The 16,429-nt window shown below is 59.6% G+C and carries 10 protein-coding genes; all 10 read right to left on the bottom strand.

Features of this window, described 5'->3' with window-relative positions:
* Nucleotides 1-42: 42 nt before the first annotated feature.
* The 10 genes from addA to chvG all read right to left on the bottom strand — a co-directional run bounded on the left by addA (nt 43) and on the right by chvG (nt 16,415).
* Nucleotides 43-3,600, bottom strand: coding sequence for a double-strand break repair helicase AddA (addA, locus tag JZX89_RS18230; RefSeq protein ID WP_207134949.1), 3,558 nt, complete (start codon nt 3,598-3,600; stop codon nt 43-45).
* Nucleotides 3,590-6,775 (bottom strand): double-strand break repair protein AddB, encoded by a 3,186-nt coding sequence (gene addB / locus JZX89_RS18225; protein WP_207134948.1) that lies wholly within the window; start codon nt 6,773-6,775, stop codon nt 3,590-3,592. The genes addA and addB overlap by 11 nt, the downstream gene beginning before the upstream one ends.
* Nucleotides 6,772-7,509 carry a nucleotidyltransferase family protein gene (locus tag JZX89_RS18220; RefSeq protein ID WP_207134947.1) on the bottom strand — a complete coding sequence of 246 codons (738 nt, stop codon included), beginning with the start codon at nt 7,507-7,509 and terminating at the stop codon, nt 6,772-6,774. Before JZX89_RS18220 ends, addB begins: the two co-directional genes overlap by 4 nt.
* 16 nt (nt 7,510-7,525) lie before the next feature.
* Nucleotides 7,526-9,037, bottom strand: coding sequence for a tRNA (adenosine(37)-N6)-threonylcarbamoyltransferase complex ATPase subunit type 1 TsaE (tsaE, locus tag JZX89_RS18215; RefSeq protein WP_207134946.1), 1,512 nt, complete (start codon nt 9,035-9,037; stop codon nt 7,526-7,528).
* The gene (locus JZX89_RS18210; protein WP_207134945.1) at nt 9,034-11,619 is read right to left on the bottom strand and encodes a sensor histidine kinase; all 2,586 of its coding nucleotides are present in this window, start codon (nt 11,617-11,619) and stop codon (nt 9,034-9,036) included. Before JZX89_RS18210 ends, tsaE begins: the two co-directional genes overlap by 4 nt.
* 208 nt (nt 11,620-11,827) lie before the next feature.
* On the bottom strand, nt 11,828-13,228 hold the full coding sequence (ahcY, locus tag JZX89_RS18205) for an adenosylhomocysteinase (protein WP_149900329.1): 1,401 nt from the start codon (nt 13,226-13,228) through the stop codon (nt 11,828-11,830).
* A gap of 128 nt (nt 13,229-13,356) precedes the next feature.
* Nucleotides 13,357-13,632: an HPr family phosphocarrier protein gene (locus JZX89_RS18200; RefSeq protein ID WP_149900328.1), complete on the bottom strand. Its 276-nt coding sequence runs from the start codon at nt 13,630-13,632 to the stop codon at nt 13,357-13,359.
* 11 nt (nt 13,633-13,643) lie between these two features.
* Entirely contained in the window at nt 13,644-14,045 is a 402-nt protein-coding gene (locus JZX89_RS18195) for a PTS sugar transporter subunit IIA (protein ID WP_003505374.1), read from the bottom strand.
* A gap of 125 nt (nt 14,046-14,170) precedes the next feature.
* Complete coding sequence (locus tag JZX89_RS18190) at nt 14,171-14,635, bottom strand: HPr kinase/phosphorylase (RefSeq protein ID WP_149900327.1); 465 nt, start codon at nt 14,633-14,635, stop codon at nt 14,171-14,173.
* A complete protein-coding gene (chvG, locus tag JZX89_RS18185; protein ID WP_149900326.1) occupies nt 14,625-16,415 on the bottom strand; it encodes a two-component system sensor histidine kinase ChvG in 1,791 nt (596 codons plus the stop codon). Before chvG ends, JZX89_RS18190 begins: the two co-directional genes overlap by 11 nt.
* Nucleotides 16,416-16,429 lie beyond the last annotated feature (14 nt).

The following is a 16,429-nucleotide window of genomic DNA, read 5'->3' as shown; positions in this document are numbered from 1 at the left end:
TCGATGTGATACGGGCGCGTCGAAATTTCAATGCCCGGTATCTCACTTTGTCTTTATTGCGACAAGAGCCTGCATCATGGCATCGTCGTCAACCCGGATAAAGCTAGCATTTTCCGTATAGATCAGCGCGCAGACAAATTCTTTGCCAGGATAAAGCGGTGCGAGAATTTCGCGATAGATGGCGAGCTGTGCTGTGTGAGAAAAGGGTATCTCGCGCACGTCGCGCGGTGGAACGCGGTTGGTCTTGTAATCCACCAGAATGACGCGATCACCATCCACCGCCAGCCGGTCGATGCGGCCGGAAACGGCATATTGCTGCCGGCCGATCGCCATCGTGCCCATGATGGATACTTCGGCACGGCTGTTGTCTGCAAAAGCCGATTGCACTGCCGGTTCGGAGATGACCCGCAAAACCGCCTGTATCAGATGTTCCCGCTCGGCAGCCGGCCAGAAACGGGCCGCGCGTTCCGCATACCGGCGGGCTGCGTCTTCCCGTTCAATCTCGGCGAAATCCGGCAGGGCCTGCAGCATGCGATGCACCAGCCGGCCCCGTTGCAGCGCCAGAGAGGAGACATCGGCCTTTTCGCCGAACAGTGGTGAACGCACGGCAAGATCGTCCGCCCCATCATCGATGATCGTGCCCGCGCCCGAAGGGCTGAGCGGCCTGGGCAGTGAGGGCAGGGCCGGCAAGGGGGTGAGAAGTCCCGCCGGAAGAGCGTATTCTTCCTGCCTCTGCGGTTCTGGCAACCTTTGCGGGGCAGATGTCGGGCGAGCCTTGGACTTGCGCCAGACAAGCCCCTGCCATTCCTCGCCGTCGGCCACGAACTGCTGCGGCTGGCAGTGATCCTGATTATCTGCAAGCGCCGCCTTGACGATCGCATGCCAGCATTCGGGGTTTTCTTTCTGGCCGCGATAACCGCAGACGACCAGATGATCGGCTGCGCGGGTCATCGCCACATAAAGCAGCCGGCGATATTCGTCTTCCGCGGCTATCTTCAGGCGTTCTTCATCCGAACGAATGAGATGATTTGAAAAGCCGCTGCCGGGCAGCCAGACAGGGACGGCGTCCCCATCCGCCTCGACGAAGCGCAGTTTCGGCACATGGCTGTGGTTGAAGGCTTTCGAACCACCATCAACGACGAAAACGACCGGCGCTTCAAGGCCCTTGGAGGCATGCACGGTCATGATCCGCACTTCGCCGCGATCCTTGTCCTGCTCGCGCTTCACCTCGGGCGAATCGGTTTCCAGAACGGAGAGAAAGGCCTGCAGGCCGGGCAGGCCGGTTCTTTCATGGTCGAGAGCAAAGGACAGGAATTCGTCGAGAACGTCGCTGGCCTCGTTGCCAAGTCGCCCGAGGAACTTCTTGCGCCCATCATGCAGGGTCAGAACCGCTGCGAAGAAATCATGCACCGTTGCGGTTTTTGAAAGTGCGATGAAGTTTTCTAGCTTGCTGACAACCGGTACGAAGCGGCTGTTTTCTTCCTGCGAAAGCACGTGCAGCCGCAGCCAGACACTCTCCGTTTCCGATCGCGTTGCCGCGACGTTGAACACGTCATCTTCCGTCAGGTTGAAGAGTGGGCTCTTCAGCAGCGCCGCCAGGGAAAGATCGTCCTCCGGCAAGACGACGAACCGGCCGAGCGCCAGAAGATCCTGCACGGCAATGTGGTCGGTCAGGCGAAGTCGGTCCGCACCGGCAACGGGAATGTTCTTGCGTCGTTTCAGCTCCCGAGTCAGCGCATTAACGAAGGCGTGGCGTTTTCTGACCAGCACCAGAATGTCGCCCGCTTCGACGGCGCGTTCCACGCCTTTTTCGATAATAGTTTCGCTTCCGATCATGTTGGCGATCCGCGCAGCGATCCGGCGGGCGACGATGGTGGCAGGTGCGCTTTCCCTCAATGCATCGAAAGGCGCGGTCCAGTCCTCTTCGTCATCGGCGGTTTCCGGCGCCACCATGTCCCACACTTCCACGGTGCCGGGATGCCCGGCGCGGTTGGAGCGATGTTCGACAGGCTCGTTATCGGCGCTGAGGCCACTGGCGTTTTTCGGGTCAGAGAACACTTGATCGACAGCGGCCAGCACATCTTCCGTCGAACGGAAGGAGAGCGGCAGGCGGATGCGGTGAAAGTCCTGCTCCACCTGATCGACGCGCCTTTTGGTTTCGTCGCGCTCCTGCGAAAACCGTTCCGGCCGCGCGCCCTGAAACGAATAGATCGACTGTTTTTCATCACCCACGGCAAACAGCGTGCGCCGACCCATGCGAGCGCTCTCGCCGGTGAAGAAATCCGCCGCCAACGACTGGATGATCGACCATTGTACCGGGCTGGTATCCTGCGCCTCGTCGACGAGAATATGATCGATGCCCTGATCGAGCTTGTAATGCACCCAAGCGCCGGCCGTATCACGGTTGAGGAGATTGGCGGCACGTTCGATCAGATCTTCGAAATCGAGTTGGCTTCGCTGCTTTTTCAAGTCTTCGAAATCGCCGATCAGCCTTTCGGCCAGAACAAGCGCGCATTTCGTCGCGCCGAGCATGCGCACCAGACGGTAACGGTTGCGGCAGGCAACGACATGATCGCGCGCCAGCGTCAGCGCGTCGACAAGATCAGGTGCGGATTTCTGCATGCCCTTGTTGATGACATAGGCATCCGATTTCTTCTCGCCCTTGGCCGTTAATAGCGCAGCTTCGATGAACTCCATCCGCCGCACGGGGTCCGACTGCCGCTTGGCTTCCCGCAGGGCATAAGCGACGTCGATGACGCGCGATCCGCCCACCTCATCGGCAAGCGTCAGATAGGTGTCGAGCGCCAGCCCGGAAAGGCCGGGCAGGGGCCAGAAGGCCGCTGCGGCCGTTTCCTCGGTTTCCCCATCGTCGATCTGCATCGCCTGCCGCAAACGGGCATCGATGCTGCCGGATTGTTTTGCCTCCAGCAGAAAGGCGCGAAGGGCGCTGCGATTGGTGATGATGGCTGAGAGAAGAGACTCCAACCCGCTCTCGTCGGCAAGATCAAGCACATAGGCAAGCGCCTGTGCCAGTGCCGTGTCGCCTTCCGTTGAAACAGCTGTCAAAAGCGACCGGCGCGCTTCGGCCAAGAGGGTAGTTGCTGCACGATCATCGAGAACGGAAAAGTGACCGGCGACATTGGCTTCCAGCGGAAACTGATGCAGCAAGGCCTCGCAGAAAGCGTGGATCGTCTGGATTTTCAGCCCGCCCGGCGTTTCCAGCGCCTTGGCGAATAACCGCCGCGCTTCTGCAAGCTTGAGACGATCCGGTGTTTTGCCTTCGATGGCCGTGATACGATCCCCAAGATCGGTATCCGGCAAAGTTGCCCACTCCGCCAGCCGGTCGAAGACACGGCTCGACATTTCAGACGCGGCCGCCTTGGTATAGGTAAGGCATAAGATCGCCGAAGGACGGCAGCCGGCCAGAAGCAGGCGGATAACGCGCTGGGTCAACACATGCGTCTTGCCGGAACCGGCATTGGCCGAAACCCAGGCGGAACTTGCCGGGTCAGAGGCAAGCCGCTGCCGGGCGCTCGTCCAGTCGATCCAGCTTTGAGGGGTGTCAGCGGCCGGGCCGTGATCGATGGCATCAATCGTCATCGCCGTCTCCCGGTTCTGCCGTTGACCATTCCGAAACACGGGCGAGATGGTCATATTCCCCGCCATAGGATTGTTGCTCCTCTGGCACCAGCCGAGAGGCGAAACCGTTTTCACCGTCCCGCAACGAACGCACGAATTTGGCCAGCTGGTCGATCGATTCCGTCGCCAGTTCAATGGCGGATTTCGGCGCTTTTTTGCTGCTCCGGGTGGAATGCTCGTTATTCACCTGATCGGCAAAAAAACGATCACCCGGCCGCAAACGCACATAGATGAGGTTGTCCGGTGTTTGCGCACCCGTCTCCCGGAACGCGCCGCGCATCAGCGCCGCTGCTTCCAAGGCAAGCTGCGGGTCGAGCAGCGCGCGGGCCTGATTGACCGAAGGCGCAAGTCCGGTCTTGTAATCGATAATATCCGCCTGACCGCCGGTCTTGATGTCGATGCGGTCGGCAATGCCCGTCAACCTTATTCCCGCCTCGGCGATTTCCTGTCCGGCGCGCGCTTCGAAGAAGCTTTGGCGGATGGATGGATGACGTTCTCTCTCCCAGTCAATGAAGGCGCGGGCCACGGCCTCGAAACGAGGACGCCAGATGACATCGACATGGGAGGGAAGGCCTTCCGCGTCGAAACATTCGTCCAGAATGCGCTGCATGGCCTCGTGAGAAGCCGGCGTGCCGGGAATGTGCCCCTCACGCGAATAACGCTCGATGATCGCGTGGTAGAGCGTGCCGCGATCGGCCGCATTTGGGTCGCGGTTGAACGGATCGAGCGGATCCAGCTTCAGAATGCGCCGCGCATAGATCGAATAGGGATCGCGGCGCAGCCGTCCTACTTCGCTGAAGGAATAGCTCTTCGGTTGCAGATCGGCAGGCGGCTTCGGGGCAGGGCGTTTTGCCGGCTCCTGCTCGATGCTTTCATCCATCAGGCCGGCCCAATGACGATAGGTCTCGCCCCGCTTTTTCAGCTTGTCGGCAAAATCCTCGCCGCCCAGCGCCAGAAGACGTTGCAGCCAGCGCGAGGCGACGGCGGGCGTAGAGCCTTGCCTCAGCGCCCGGGTGTAAAAAATCTGCCGGGTGCCGTTCGCCATCTCGAAGTCATGCGCCAGCTGGCCGATGCGCCGTTCCGGCGGCTCCAGTCCGATCGCGGTTTTCATGCTGCGGGACAGAAACGGATTATTCGCCGTCTGACCGGGCCAGAGGCCTTCATTGAGGCCGCCGATGACGACGGTGTCGAGACTTTGCAACCGCGCCTCGAGCGCACCGAAGATGAAAATGCGCGGATGGCGCATGGAGCGCGGCTTGATCGATTCGCCGGCCACCAGCGCTGCGAAAATATCTGCCCATTGCGGCCCGTCTGCGTCGAGGATTTCGCCGCTCTCCATCAGTTCACCAAACAGCTCGGAAAGCTTGTCGCCCGCTTCACCGGACCACAAGGCAGCAAGATCGTCGTTTTCATCTGCACAGACCGCTTCGATTACCCGGCCGGTGCGTTTCGCCCAGTCGGAGAGCGGCAATTTATCGGTGAAAGATCGGCCCGACCGGTCGCGGCGCACAAATGCGCTGCTGAGCGGCTCTGTCGAAACGGCCATGCGGCGGGCCAGATCACGCGCGGCTTCGACGCTTCCCTCCGGCAGCGCCAGCCGCCATGCGGGTGGATGCCGGTCATCGCGCTGTGCCACCAGCTGCGCATCCAGAACTGCTTCCAGATTGCCGATTTCGGTTTCGACCCGGCCGCCGCGCAGCGCGATCAGCTCCAGTGCCTTTGATGCTTTCGCAAAAGCTTCCGGAGATAGCCCGAAACGGGCGAGCGGATGTTTCAGAAGCGAAATGATCGGCACCGGGTCTCCGGGTCTCAAAATCGCTTCCAGTGCCAATTGTGTCAGCCCCGCCTGCGGCGTGGCGGACAGTGGCGTGCCGGCCGAGTCGTCGGCTTCGATGCCAAAGCGTTGCAGTTCCGTTGCAACGCGTCGCGCCAGACCGCGATCGGGGGTGATCAGCGCTGCTTGCGAAGGACGTCCATCGCCCGGCGCTTCAAGCGCCAGTCTGAGCGCCACCGCGATGGCGGTCGCTTCTTCGCGCTCGTTGGCGGCTTCTATCAGGGTTGCTGCCGCAAAAGCATCGTCGAAAAATCCGGGATGCCTGTCCTCGCGCCAGCGGTTCCAGTCGCTGGTGGATTTGGCCGGTGCGAGTGCTGCCGAAAAAACGGCCGCGCGCTTTTCGAGATCGCCATCGATGACGCCAATCTGAACCACATCGTCCCGCAGCATGCCAAGCTTTTGCAGCAGCATGTAAAGCCCGTATTGCGAATGGGTGCGGCTCGAAGGGTCGGCTGGGTCTTCGGCAATTGCCTCCCATTGCTCTTCCGGCATGGCAAGATCAAGCCCCGGAAGCACAACGACGCCCTGCGGCAAGGCGGCAACGGCGGCGATGAGGTCGGCTGCGGCCGGAATGGAGCCGGTAGACCCGGCCACGATGATCGGTCCCGTATCCGGCAAATTGGCAAGTCGGTTTGCCTCGGCCCGTAAGATGCCGTTTCGATGCCGGCCGGCCGAAGAGCGGTTGAGTTCGGCAAGGCGCGCGGGCCAGAAGACGCTGGCGATCTTCAGGAAATCCGCCGTTAGCTGCCACCATTGCGCATGTTCGCCGGTGTCGAGATGCTGAAGCGCTTCCCAGTCCTTTTCTTCCGTATCCATGGCATCGATCACCTCGCCAAGCGCACGCGCCAGCCATATGGCATCGGCGGGGCTGGCGGGCGCGACGAGCGGTGAGTCCAAATGGATCGCCCGGATGGCGTCCGGCAGGCTGTTGCGCCAGGCCAGAATAAGACGCGCCAGTTCGATCAGCCGGCCGGTGCCGGAAATCGGCGGCGCCAGATCCATAATTTCAGGATTTTCGATATCGAAGAAGCCGCTATCGTCATCCGTTTCGCCGAGCGGCCGGATCAGCGGCAGAATGGCGGACCGCCCGCCCAGAAGATCGACGAATTCCGAGCGCAGCACACGGGCGGAGCGTCGCGTCGGTACATAGATCGTCACCTTGGCGAGCGAAAGCGGATCCGCAGCGTCATATCTATAGCCGGCTGTCAGTGTCCCGTCACACAGCGTTTCAGCGAGCGTTTTGAGGAACGCTGTTCCCGCGGCGATCGTCAGGACGCGCTTTTCGTGGCGGGACGTGGTCATGCAGAGCGTTTTTCCCTGAATTGCCGGATGATGATTTCAGCGTCGTCTATGGCATCGGGCGTGCCGACGGTGATCCAGTGGCCGTCAAGCGAAAGCCCGAAAAGCCGGTCATTTTTAATGGCGCGGTCGAAATAGATATTGAGGTTGAAGGCATCGGCTGGCGCATCGTTCAGCAGGCTTGAATCCATGGCGATGGCGCCGGCATAAACCACCGGGTTCGGGTCGCCGTCGCGATACCGCACCAGTTTCCCCTCATCGGAGAGGTTGAAATCCCTCTTGCCGTTATGGCCGGTGGTGCGATCCATGTCGACGCAAAGCAGCGCCATGTCCATGCGCGCAGAATCGAAGAAATACGCAAGCTTGCGCAGATTGCTGACCGCATTCAACTGCTCGCCTATCCAGAAAAGATCGGCATTCATGACAAAGACCGGGCCGGGTTCCAGCAGTTTCAGGCCCTTGGCAAGCCCGCCACCGGAATTCATCAGCTGCGACCGCTCATCGGAAATCAGGATTTCCGCGTCGGTGCGGCTTTCGAGATGGGCGAACATCTGGTCGGCATGGTGATGCACGTTGACGACGATCTTCTCCGCTCCGGCCTCGATAAGGGCATCGAGCGCATAGTCGATCATCGGCTTACCGGCGATCTTGACGAGCGGCTTCGGGATCGTATCGGTGATCGGGCGCATCCGCGTGCCAAGCCCGGCGGCCAGCACCATCGCGTTTTTGATCGTCATCGTCGGCAACCGTCTTTCAGTCGTTGAATTCCATGCCCATACGGACACACCAGTCTCGAAGAGGCGCAAGTTCCGGATGCGAAAGCGCTGCGGCAAGATAGCGGAACGTCCTCGGCATATGTTTCATATAACCGGGTTTTCGATCCCGTTCCAACAGTCTCACCCAGATACCGGCAAGCTTGCAATTGCGCTGCGCCGACATGATGGCGAAAGCCTTGAGGAAAGCGGTCTCATCGAAAGAAGACTTTACTCTTCTGCACTCAAGATAATGCGAAAACAGACGCGCCTGCAGTTCGGGCTCAATGGTAACCCGGGCATCCTGCACGATGGAGGCGAGGTCATAAGCGGTCGGGCCGATCATCGCGTCCTGAAAATCGATCAGACCGACCTGCTGGATGCCGCTATTCTGCACCTGCCAGAGAAGGTTGGGCGAATGGAAATCGCGCAGCAGCAGCCCTGTTTCACAATCAGCGAGCGAGTCGATCAGGCTATCCCACAGGGCGTCATAGTCGCTCTTCTCGCTATCGGTGAGGGGCTTGCCGCGTTTGTGGGGAAGATACCAATCCGCCAGCAGCGAGACTTCGATCTTCATCGCCTTCCGGTCGAAGGGGGGAACCTCATAGCTGCTGCCGTCACTCACCGGCAGCAGGTCGGGTCGCGGGGTCCGATGAAGGGCTGCGAGGCAGGCGACGCTCTGCAGATAACGTTCTTCTATCGGCGTTCCGTCCGGCGCAAGCACCCCGTCGCGCCCCAAATCCTCCAGCAGGAGAATACCCTGATCGATATCCGCTGCCAGAAGCTCCGGCGCGCAAAAGCCGCTGTTTCGCAGATACTCGCCGATCGCCATGAACGAGCGCGCATCCTGGGCCAGATGGGCTATTTCCGCATAGGTTTTGCCATCGGCAATGATCGCGCCTCTCAAGGGGCGTCGCCAGTCCATCAGGATAAGGTCCGGACCAGTCGTGGAAACGGTCTCGTAAGCGCGTGTGGAAGCGTCACCGCTCAGAAAACGGCGGGTCGCATCGCCCCTGCCATTTTTTGTGAGGAATTCGCGAATGGCGAAAACACGCTCAAGCCGCGTTTTCAGTTGTGCCGGAGCCTCGATGGAGGCCAGCCGCCCCTCGCCGGAATGCGTCAGCCGGAGCGAGACGGTCTGGTCCGGTGGCAGAATCTCGGCGGCGATGTCCGGCCACTCGATCAGGCAGATGCCGTCTTCCAGCATCTCGTCAATGCCGAGCTCATCCAGCTCGGAAACGTCTGAAAGACGGTAGAGATCGAGATGGGCGACGGGAATGCGGGCGGCATAGGTCTGGATGATCGTGAAGGTGGGGCTTGGAACCTCGAGATCGGGTTCATCCGCCATCGCCCGGATGAAGGCACGGGCAAGCGTCGATTTGCCGGCGCCGAGATCGCCGATAAGCGCCAGACAATCGCCGGGTTTCAATGCCAGCGCGAGGTCTTCACCGAGCCTGATGGTATCTTCTTCTCCCTCAAGGGAAATAGTGATCGGCAAGGCGTCTTCGCTCATTCTGCGGCGATGGAATGCGGGCGCGCGCCGGAAGGAATGCGGCAGGTGACGACGGTGCCGTTGCCGGGCCGGCTGTCGATGCTGACCGTGCCGTGATGGAGGCTGACAAAGCTTTCGACGATGGAAAGGCCAAGCCCAGCGCCGGTTTGCCGCCCGCCATTGCCACGCGTCTCGAAGCGGTCGAAGACGGTTTTCAGCATATCTTCGGGAATGCCAGGCCCTTTGTCCGCCACCGAGAACAGGAAATCGCCTTCACTACGCTGGCACGACAGTTCAACGGCAGAGCCTTCAGGTGCGAAATTGATCGCATTGGTCAGGAGCTTGATGAGGATCTGCTTCAGGCGCTGGTGATCTGCCACCAGGCTACCGAGATGGGCCGGCGCGATGATTTCAAGCGAAATGCCGCTTTCCTGCAGCCGGTCGGCGATCTGCATCGAAACGTCTTCGAGCAATTCGTTCAGATCATTGTCCGAATAATTCAGCTGCATGATGCCGGCATCGACGGTCGCAAGATCGAGAATATCGTTGACGATGGTCAAAAGTACTGAGGACGAAGTGGAAATATGGTCGAGATATTCCGCCTGCCGGTCCGTCAATTGTCCAATGCCGGGTGTCTTCAGGAGATCGGTGAAACCGATAATATTCGTCAGTGGCGAGCGCAATTCGTAGGAAACATGCTGCACGAAATCGTTCTTCAGCTCGTCGGCCTTCAGAAGTGCGTCGTTCTTCTCCTTGAGTGCCCGTTCCGCCCGCACGCTGTCGGTCATGTTGACGAAGGTCAGCATGGTCTGCGCATCCGGCAGCGGAATGATGGCGAAATCGAGTACGAGACCGGAGAGCAGTTCGAGCGTGCCCTGTTTGGACGGGCGCTCATCATCGAAGCTGGTAATGAACTGGCTGAAGGCGCGCCAGCCATCTGGCCTGTCATAGGATTGTGTGCAGGCGGTTTCGATGGCGCGGATGTGGGTGCCTGTTTCCGCCTGCTCGGAGGTTACACCCCAGAGCGCCCGGAATGCCGGGTTGGACAGGCGAATGCGGCCATCCGCACCGAACACGGCGACACCTTCGGCCAGATGGTCGATGGTTTCGCCCTGTACCTTCACCAGCGTGTTGTAGCGCATCTGCAGGTCGACCTGTTCGGTCAGGTTTTCAAAAACCCAGGTCGCGCCACCCTGCGGATGGGCGGTCGCGATTACGCGCAGCGTCTGGCCGTTCGGCAGGTGCCACAGATCGGTTTTGGTATCGAGCGAACGGTAAACGGCGAGCGCCGTTTCCTTCCAGTTCTTCCAGTTGAGCTGCTCGGGCAATTTGCCGGCGGTGCGCAGTCTGTCGAGAAGCTCGGAATTATCAGGACCGGATTCGAGGAAAACCAGATCGAAACCCCAAAGGGTCGCAAAAGCCTGATTGTAGAATTGCAGCCGCTGCCGACCGTCGAAAATGGCAACGGGCGTCGCCAGATGATCCAGCGTTTCGGCATGACTCTTGAGAACCCGCTTGAGTTCCTCGCTGATGGTTTCCGTCTCGGTGGCATCGATGGCCATGCCGGCCGAACCAGCCGCTGTCTTGATATCCACGACGTCGAAGAAGGTGCGGTTGCCGGAAACCACAGTCGAAATGCGGTCATGATAGGGTGATTCCGGCGTCGCGGCCGCGCGTATCTTCTGCCGGGTAACGGTGTTCAGCAGCTCGCGTTTTTCATGAACGGCCTGTTCGGCATCGCGGGCATCCACGGCCTGCGCATAGGCATGGTTGACCCAAGTCAGCTCACCTTCGCCATTGCGGCGCCAGACCGGCTGCTCGATGGAATCCAGAAGGTCCTGAAACGTTGAGACCGAGGCGATCAGGCGCTCCCGCTCCACCTGCAATTCAGCAAGTTCCGCCCGCAGATTGTTGAGGGCGACGAAACGCGCAAATGCATTGCCGCCGGAAACCCGGCCTTGAACTTCAATGACTTCTCCGCGCTGCGTCTCGATGGTCAGATCGAAACTCTGCGCATGGCTGCGAAGTTTTTCGAGGGATTTTTCAAGCTGGCTCGCAGAGGACGGTTTCAGCCAGCGCCCGAAGGCTAGAAAATCATGATCCGCCTGCGGCGCACCGGTCTCCACGGGCAATTGTCCCAGAAATTCGGGCCGCTTGTCGGCGCCGTCCCAGATAACGATGCGTCGGCCCTTGTCGGAAATCAGCGCCTCGTATTTGGCGATCTTGTGGTGGGTTTCGGCAAGCGCCTTGCGGAATTCGCTGCTTTCCGACTCGATGTTACCCCGCTGGCGCACCAGCCACACGACGGAAAACAGCGTTGCCGAAAGCATGCCGACAAAGAGCGAATAGGTGATTGTTTCGCCGGAGGAGAACAGCCGCGCACCGGTCTTTGCCACAAGGCCGTCCTGCGCCATTGCAACGCTTGCCGAGCCGGCAAGGATCGTCCCCGACATCAGCACGGGAAGTCGCGAAAAACCTGTCCGGACCGCGCTGATCGCCAGCCGGCAATGCGCCAGAACCTGCGCGCTCAATGCCACGCCAGCTTGCGTGTTTTCAACGCGTTGAACTGTCTGCTCGCGCAGATCCGAATTGTGAACCGTCATCCCCGGTCTGTCTCCGTCCTATGTGCCGCATCTTCGACAAGACATCCCATTTCGTCCCCGCCGCCCTTTGGCGTGTCCGAATCAAGTCTGACGACAATACCGCCTTCATAAATCTGCGGAAAGGGAGTGCGCAAAAAAGATGCCGCACGCTTTGTCAAGCGCGCGGCATCTAGATATTGTGTAATTTCAGTGGATATTAACTATGATATTAATATCTGTAGTGTTCAGGCTTGAACGGACCCTGCTTGGAGATGCCGATATAATCCGACTGCATGTCGGAAAGTTCTGTTAGCCGAACACCGAGCTTCTCGAGATGAAGGCGCGCGACCTTCTCGTCGAGGTGCTTCGGCAGCACGTAAACTTCGTTCTTGTATTCGCCCTGCTTGGTGAAGAGCTCGATCTGGCCAAGCACCTGGTTGGTGAAGGACGCAGACATGACGAAGGACGGGTGGCCGGTGGCATTGCCGAGGTTCAGCAGGCGGCCTTCGGACAGAAGAATGATGCGGTTGCCCTTCGGGAACTCGATCATGTCGACCTGCGGCTTGATGTTCGTCCACTTCAGGTTACGCAGCGAGGCTACCTGAATTTCATTGTCGAAATGGCCGATATTGCCAACGATGGCCATGTCCTTCATCTCGCGCATATGCTCGATGCGGATCACGTCCTTATTGCCGGTGGTGGTGATGAAGATGTCGGCGGAAGAGATGACATCTTCCAGACGAACGACCTCAAAACCGTCCATGGCAGCCTGAAGCGCGCAGATCGGGTCGATTTCGGTGACCTTCACGCGGGCGCCGGCGCCCTGCAGCGAGGCCGCAGAACCCTTGCCAACATCGCCGTAGCCGCAGACGACGGCGACCTTGCCGGCCATCATCACGTCGGTTGCGCGGCGAATGCCGTCCACCAGCGATTCCTTGCAGCCGTATTTGTTGTCGAACTTCGACTTGGTCACGCTGTCATTGACGTTGATCGCCGGGAAGGGCAGCAGGCCCTTCTTGCTGAGATCGTAAAGACGGTGAACGCCGGTGGTGGTTTCTTCCGTGACACCCTTCAGCGCGTCGCGCTGCTTGGTGAACCAGCCGGGAGAAGCCTTCAGGCGCTTGTTGATCTGCGCGAAGAGAATTTCCTCTTCCTCAGAGCCGGGGTTGGACAAAACGTCCTCACCGGCTTCGGCGCGCGCGCCAAGCAGGATGTACATGGTGGCATCGCCGCCATCGTCGAGGATCATGTTCGAGAGGCCGCCATCGGTCCACTGGAAAATCTTGTCGGTATATTCCCAATATTCCGTCAGTGTTTCGCCCTTGACGGCGAAGACCGGAATGCCGGCTGCTGCAATGGCCGCTGCCGCATGATCCTGCGTCGAGAAGATGTTGCAGGAGGCCCAGCGAACGTCCGCGCCGAGTTCCTTCAGCGTTTCGATGAGAACGCCGGTCTGGATCGTCATGTGAAGGGAGCCGGTGATACGTGCGCCCTTGAGCGGCTTGCTTTCGCCGAACTCCTTGCGGCAGGACATCAGGCCGGGCATTTCGGTTTCGGCGATGTCCAGTTCCTTGCGGCCGAATGCGGCAAGGTTGATGTCGGCGACGATGTAGTCCTTCTCAAGGCTCATGAAGTTCTCCAGATCAGAAATGCCGCGCCTGTTGGCCCGGCTTTTAAACGTAGCAGCGGTTTAGCAGGCCACAAACGATCTGGCAATGATGATATAAAGAGGTCTTTATGTCTTTATATGTCGCCGGCTCAGGCTTCCTCGCCGAAGCGGTCTGCCACCAGAGCTTCCAGTGCGGCCAGCGCCTCCACGGCCTGGTTGCCGCTTGCTTCGACATAAACGCTGCAGCCGGGGCTGGCCGCCAGCATCATCAGCCCCATGATGGAGGTGCCGCCGACGGTCATGCCGTCCTTGGAAACCGTGATCGTCGCGTCGAACCCCTCGACCATCTGCACGAATTTCGCAGATGCCCGAGCGTGGAGACCGCGCTTGTTGATGATCGGCAATTCCCGGGAGAGAGGCGACATGGGCTGACTTCTCACTTGCCGCTCAAAACGCGGCTGGCGACGTTGATATATTTGCGGCCGGCATCGGATGCATCCTGCAGGGCTTTGTCCATGTTGTCTTCGCTGCGAACGCCGGCAAGCTTGATCAACATGGGAAGATTGACCCCGGCGATGACTTCGACATTGCCGTTATTCATGACGGAGATTGCAAGATTGGATGGTGTGCCGCCGAACATGTCCGTCAGGATGATGACACCATTGCCATCATTGGCGCGCGCAACGGCGTCGATGATATCCTGCCGGCGCTGATCCATGTCGTCTTCGGGACCGATACAAACCGTCTCGATCAATTTCTGGGGACCAACGACATGCTCCAACGCATGGCGAAATTCCTCAGCCAGCTTGCCATGGGTGACAAGCACTAGTCCGATCATGAAATGCTCCCTTGCACACGCACTCTCATTGCCGACTATCGCAACGCGGCAATCCTGTCCATCGGTGGGATTTCATCTTGATGAGGAAAATGCGAATCGCAAGCCTAAAATCGCCCGAATCATCGTCACTTCACATTCGTTTTAAAAAGATTTTGAGCAAGTGCAGCAAATTTTCCGTAAGGGGTAAGACTTGCAAGCGGAATGCGCAGAAGCGGAAGATGTCCTCCGCAGGGCGGCAGAAACGCTTCGTCATCTTCGGGAAGTCTCGGATTTTCCGGTGAAAGAACTGTCGTCACCGCAAAATGTAGTGTGGCGCTTGCGATGCTGTTGATGGAGATAATGCCACTACCGCGCAATTCCAGCAATCCGGCGATCGCCGCCGGCCGCTCGGCGATGATGTTTTCGCCGTCGCGATACACGAAAATCTGATCGTCCGCGATCAGCGCCGCCGGCAATCCGCAGCGTTCAGCCTCGGTCAGAAAGCTGAAGGCAAGCTCGCTTTTACCACTGCCGGACGGCCCTGTGAAAAGAATGCCCGTATTTTGAACGACAATGGCGGTGGCGTGCAGGTTGAAGCGTTCAGCGTTCATGGGCTTCCGCCGCCGGCAGCGACAGGGTGAAGCGCGCGCCGGAAATCACGCCATATTTGTCGACGACATTTTCTGCCCTGAGGCTGCCGCCATGGGCTTCGGCGATCTGGCGGCTGATGGAAAGGCCGAGACCCGAGTTCTGGCCGAAACCTTCGCTTGCCGGCCGGTCGGTATAGAACCGCTCGAAAATCCGGTCGATATCTTCGGCCTGAATGCCAGGCCCGTTGTCTTCCACCTGCACGAGGCAGCGATCCTTGTGGCGGGAAAGGCGCACGGTGATGCGACCGCTATCCTCTGACACGAAAGAACGGGCGTTCTCGATCAGATTGGTGACGATCTGGCTGAGGCGAAGGTCGTGGCCATTCACCACGAAAGAGGTTTTGCTTCCGGCTTTGCGGTCGGCCACATAGTCGATTGCCACGCTTTTCTTCTTGGTGCTGATCTGGCGGGATATGTCCACCAGCCCCTTCATCAGCACATCGAGGTCGAGCGGCTCGGCATCGGCGCGCGCCAGTTCGGCGTCGAGCCGCGACGCATCCGAAATGTCGCTGATCAGACGGTCGAGGCGGCGCACATCGTGGAAGATGATCTCGGTCAGCCGCTGCTTCGACTCTTCGGTTTTCGCGCGCGGCAGGGTTTCCACGGCGCTGCGCAGCGAAGTCAGCGGGTTCTTGAGTTCATGACTGACGTCGGCGGCGAAGCTTTCGATCGCATCGATACGGTCGTAAAGCGCCGTCGTCATTTCACGCAGGGCAATCGAGAGATTGCCGATTTCATCCTGACGTGCTGAAAAATCCGGTATCTCCTCGCGGGTTCGTGCCCCGCGGCGTACGCGGATCGCGGCGGCCGAAAGCCGCCGCAGCGGCGTGGCGATGGTCGAGGACAGAAGCAGCGACAACACGATATTGACCAGCGTGGCGATGCCGAAAACGCGCATGATGGCCAGGCGCTCCGCATGCACGATCTTGTCGATATCGCCCGCCTGTGTGGAGAGCAGCAATACGCCGAGAACGGCCCGGAAGCGCTGGACCGGCACGGCGACGGAGACGATCAGTTCACCCTTTTCGGTGACGCGCACGACCGCGCCGCGCACGCCGGTCAGCGCATTCATCACTTCAGGATAGATCGAGCCGTCGCCACCGGGCGCTTCCTTGTATTGCGGCAGGCTGCTTGGCTGCAGCATGCGGTTGAACATGCTGGTGAACCATTCACCCCAGGTCTGGGTTTCCGGCGTCACCGGCGGCAGATCAAAGCGCAGGACCTGGCCGCGCGAATAAAGATGGCGCGAATCGAGCAGCAGGTTGGCGTCGGCATCAAACAGCCGCGCGCGGGTGCGTGTGGGCGAAATCAGCCGCCGCAGCACGGGAGCCACCCGTTCCGGATTGATCGGAAAACTCAGGTCCTCATCATTGGGGGCGGGCGTGATGCTTTGCCCCGCCTGCAATTCGAGAAGCTTTTCCGGGTTGATGGTGATCGAATTGGTGTCGACCGAAGCGGAAGCCGAAATCGCGCCGGCGATGATTTCGCCCTGTGTCAGAAGGCTTTCGACGCGCGCATCGATCAGTCCCTCACGGAACTGGTTGAGATAGAGAATACCGCCGACCAGAACGACCGTGGCCGCGACATTGAAGAAAAGAATGCGGCGCGTGAGGCTGGAAAACACCGCATTGCCGAAAATGCGCCGGACGATTGTCAGCGGATGGATACGATGGCGGCGTTCGCTGCCGCGTTCTTCGGCATCGTCACTATCCGAGACGGTTTCCGGCGTTTTCTTCAGCACGTATTTAAGTCCTC

The sequence above is a fragment of the Agrobacterium burrii genome, assembly GCF_017313405.1.
Classification (GTDB): domain Bacteria; phylum Pseudomonadota; class Alphaproteobacteria; order Rhizobiales; family Rhizobiaceae; genus Agrobacterium; species Agrobacterium burrii.
The sequence above is the reverse complement of the archived record's forward strand: the minus strand, read 5'-3'. Positions and strand labels throughout refer to the sequence as shown.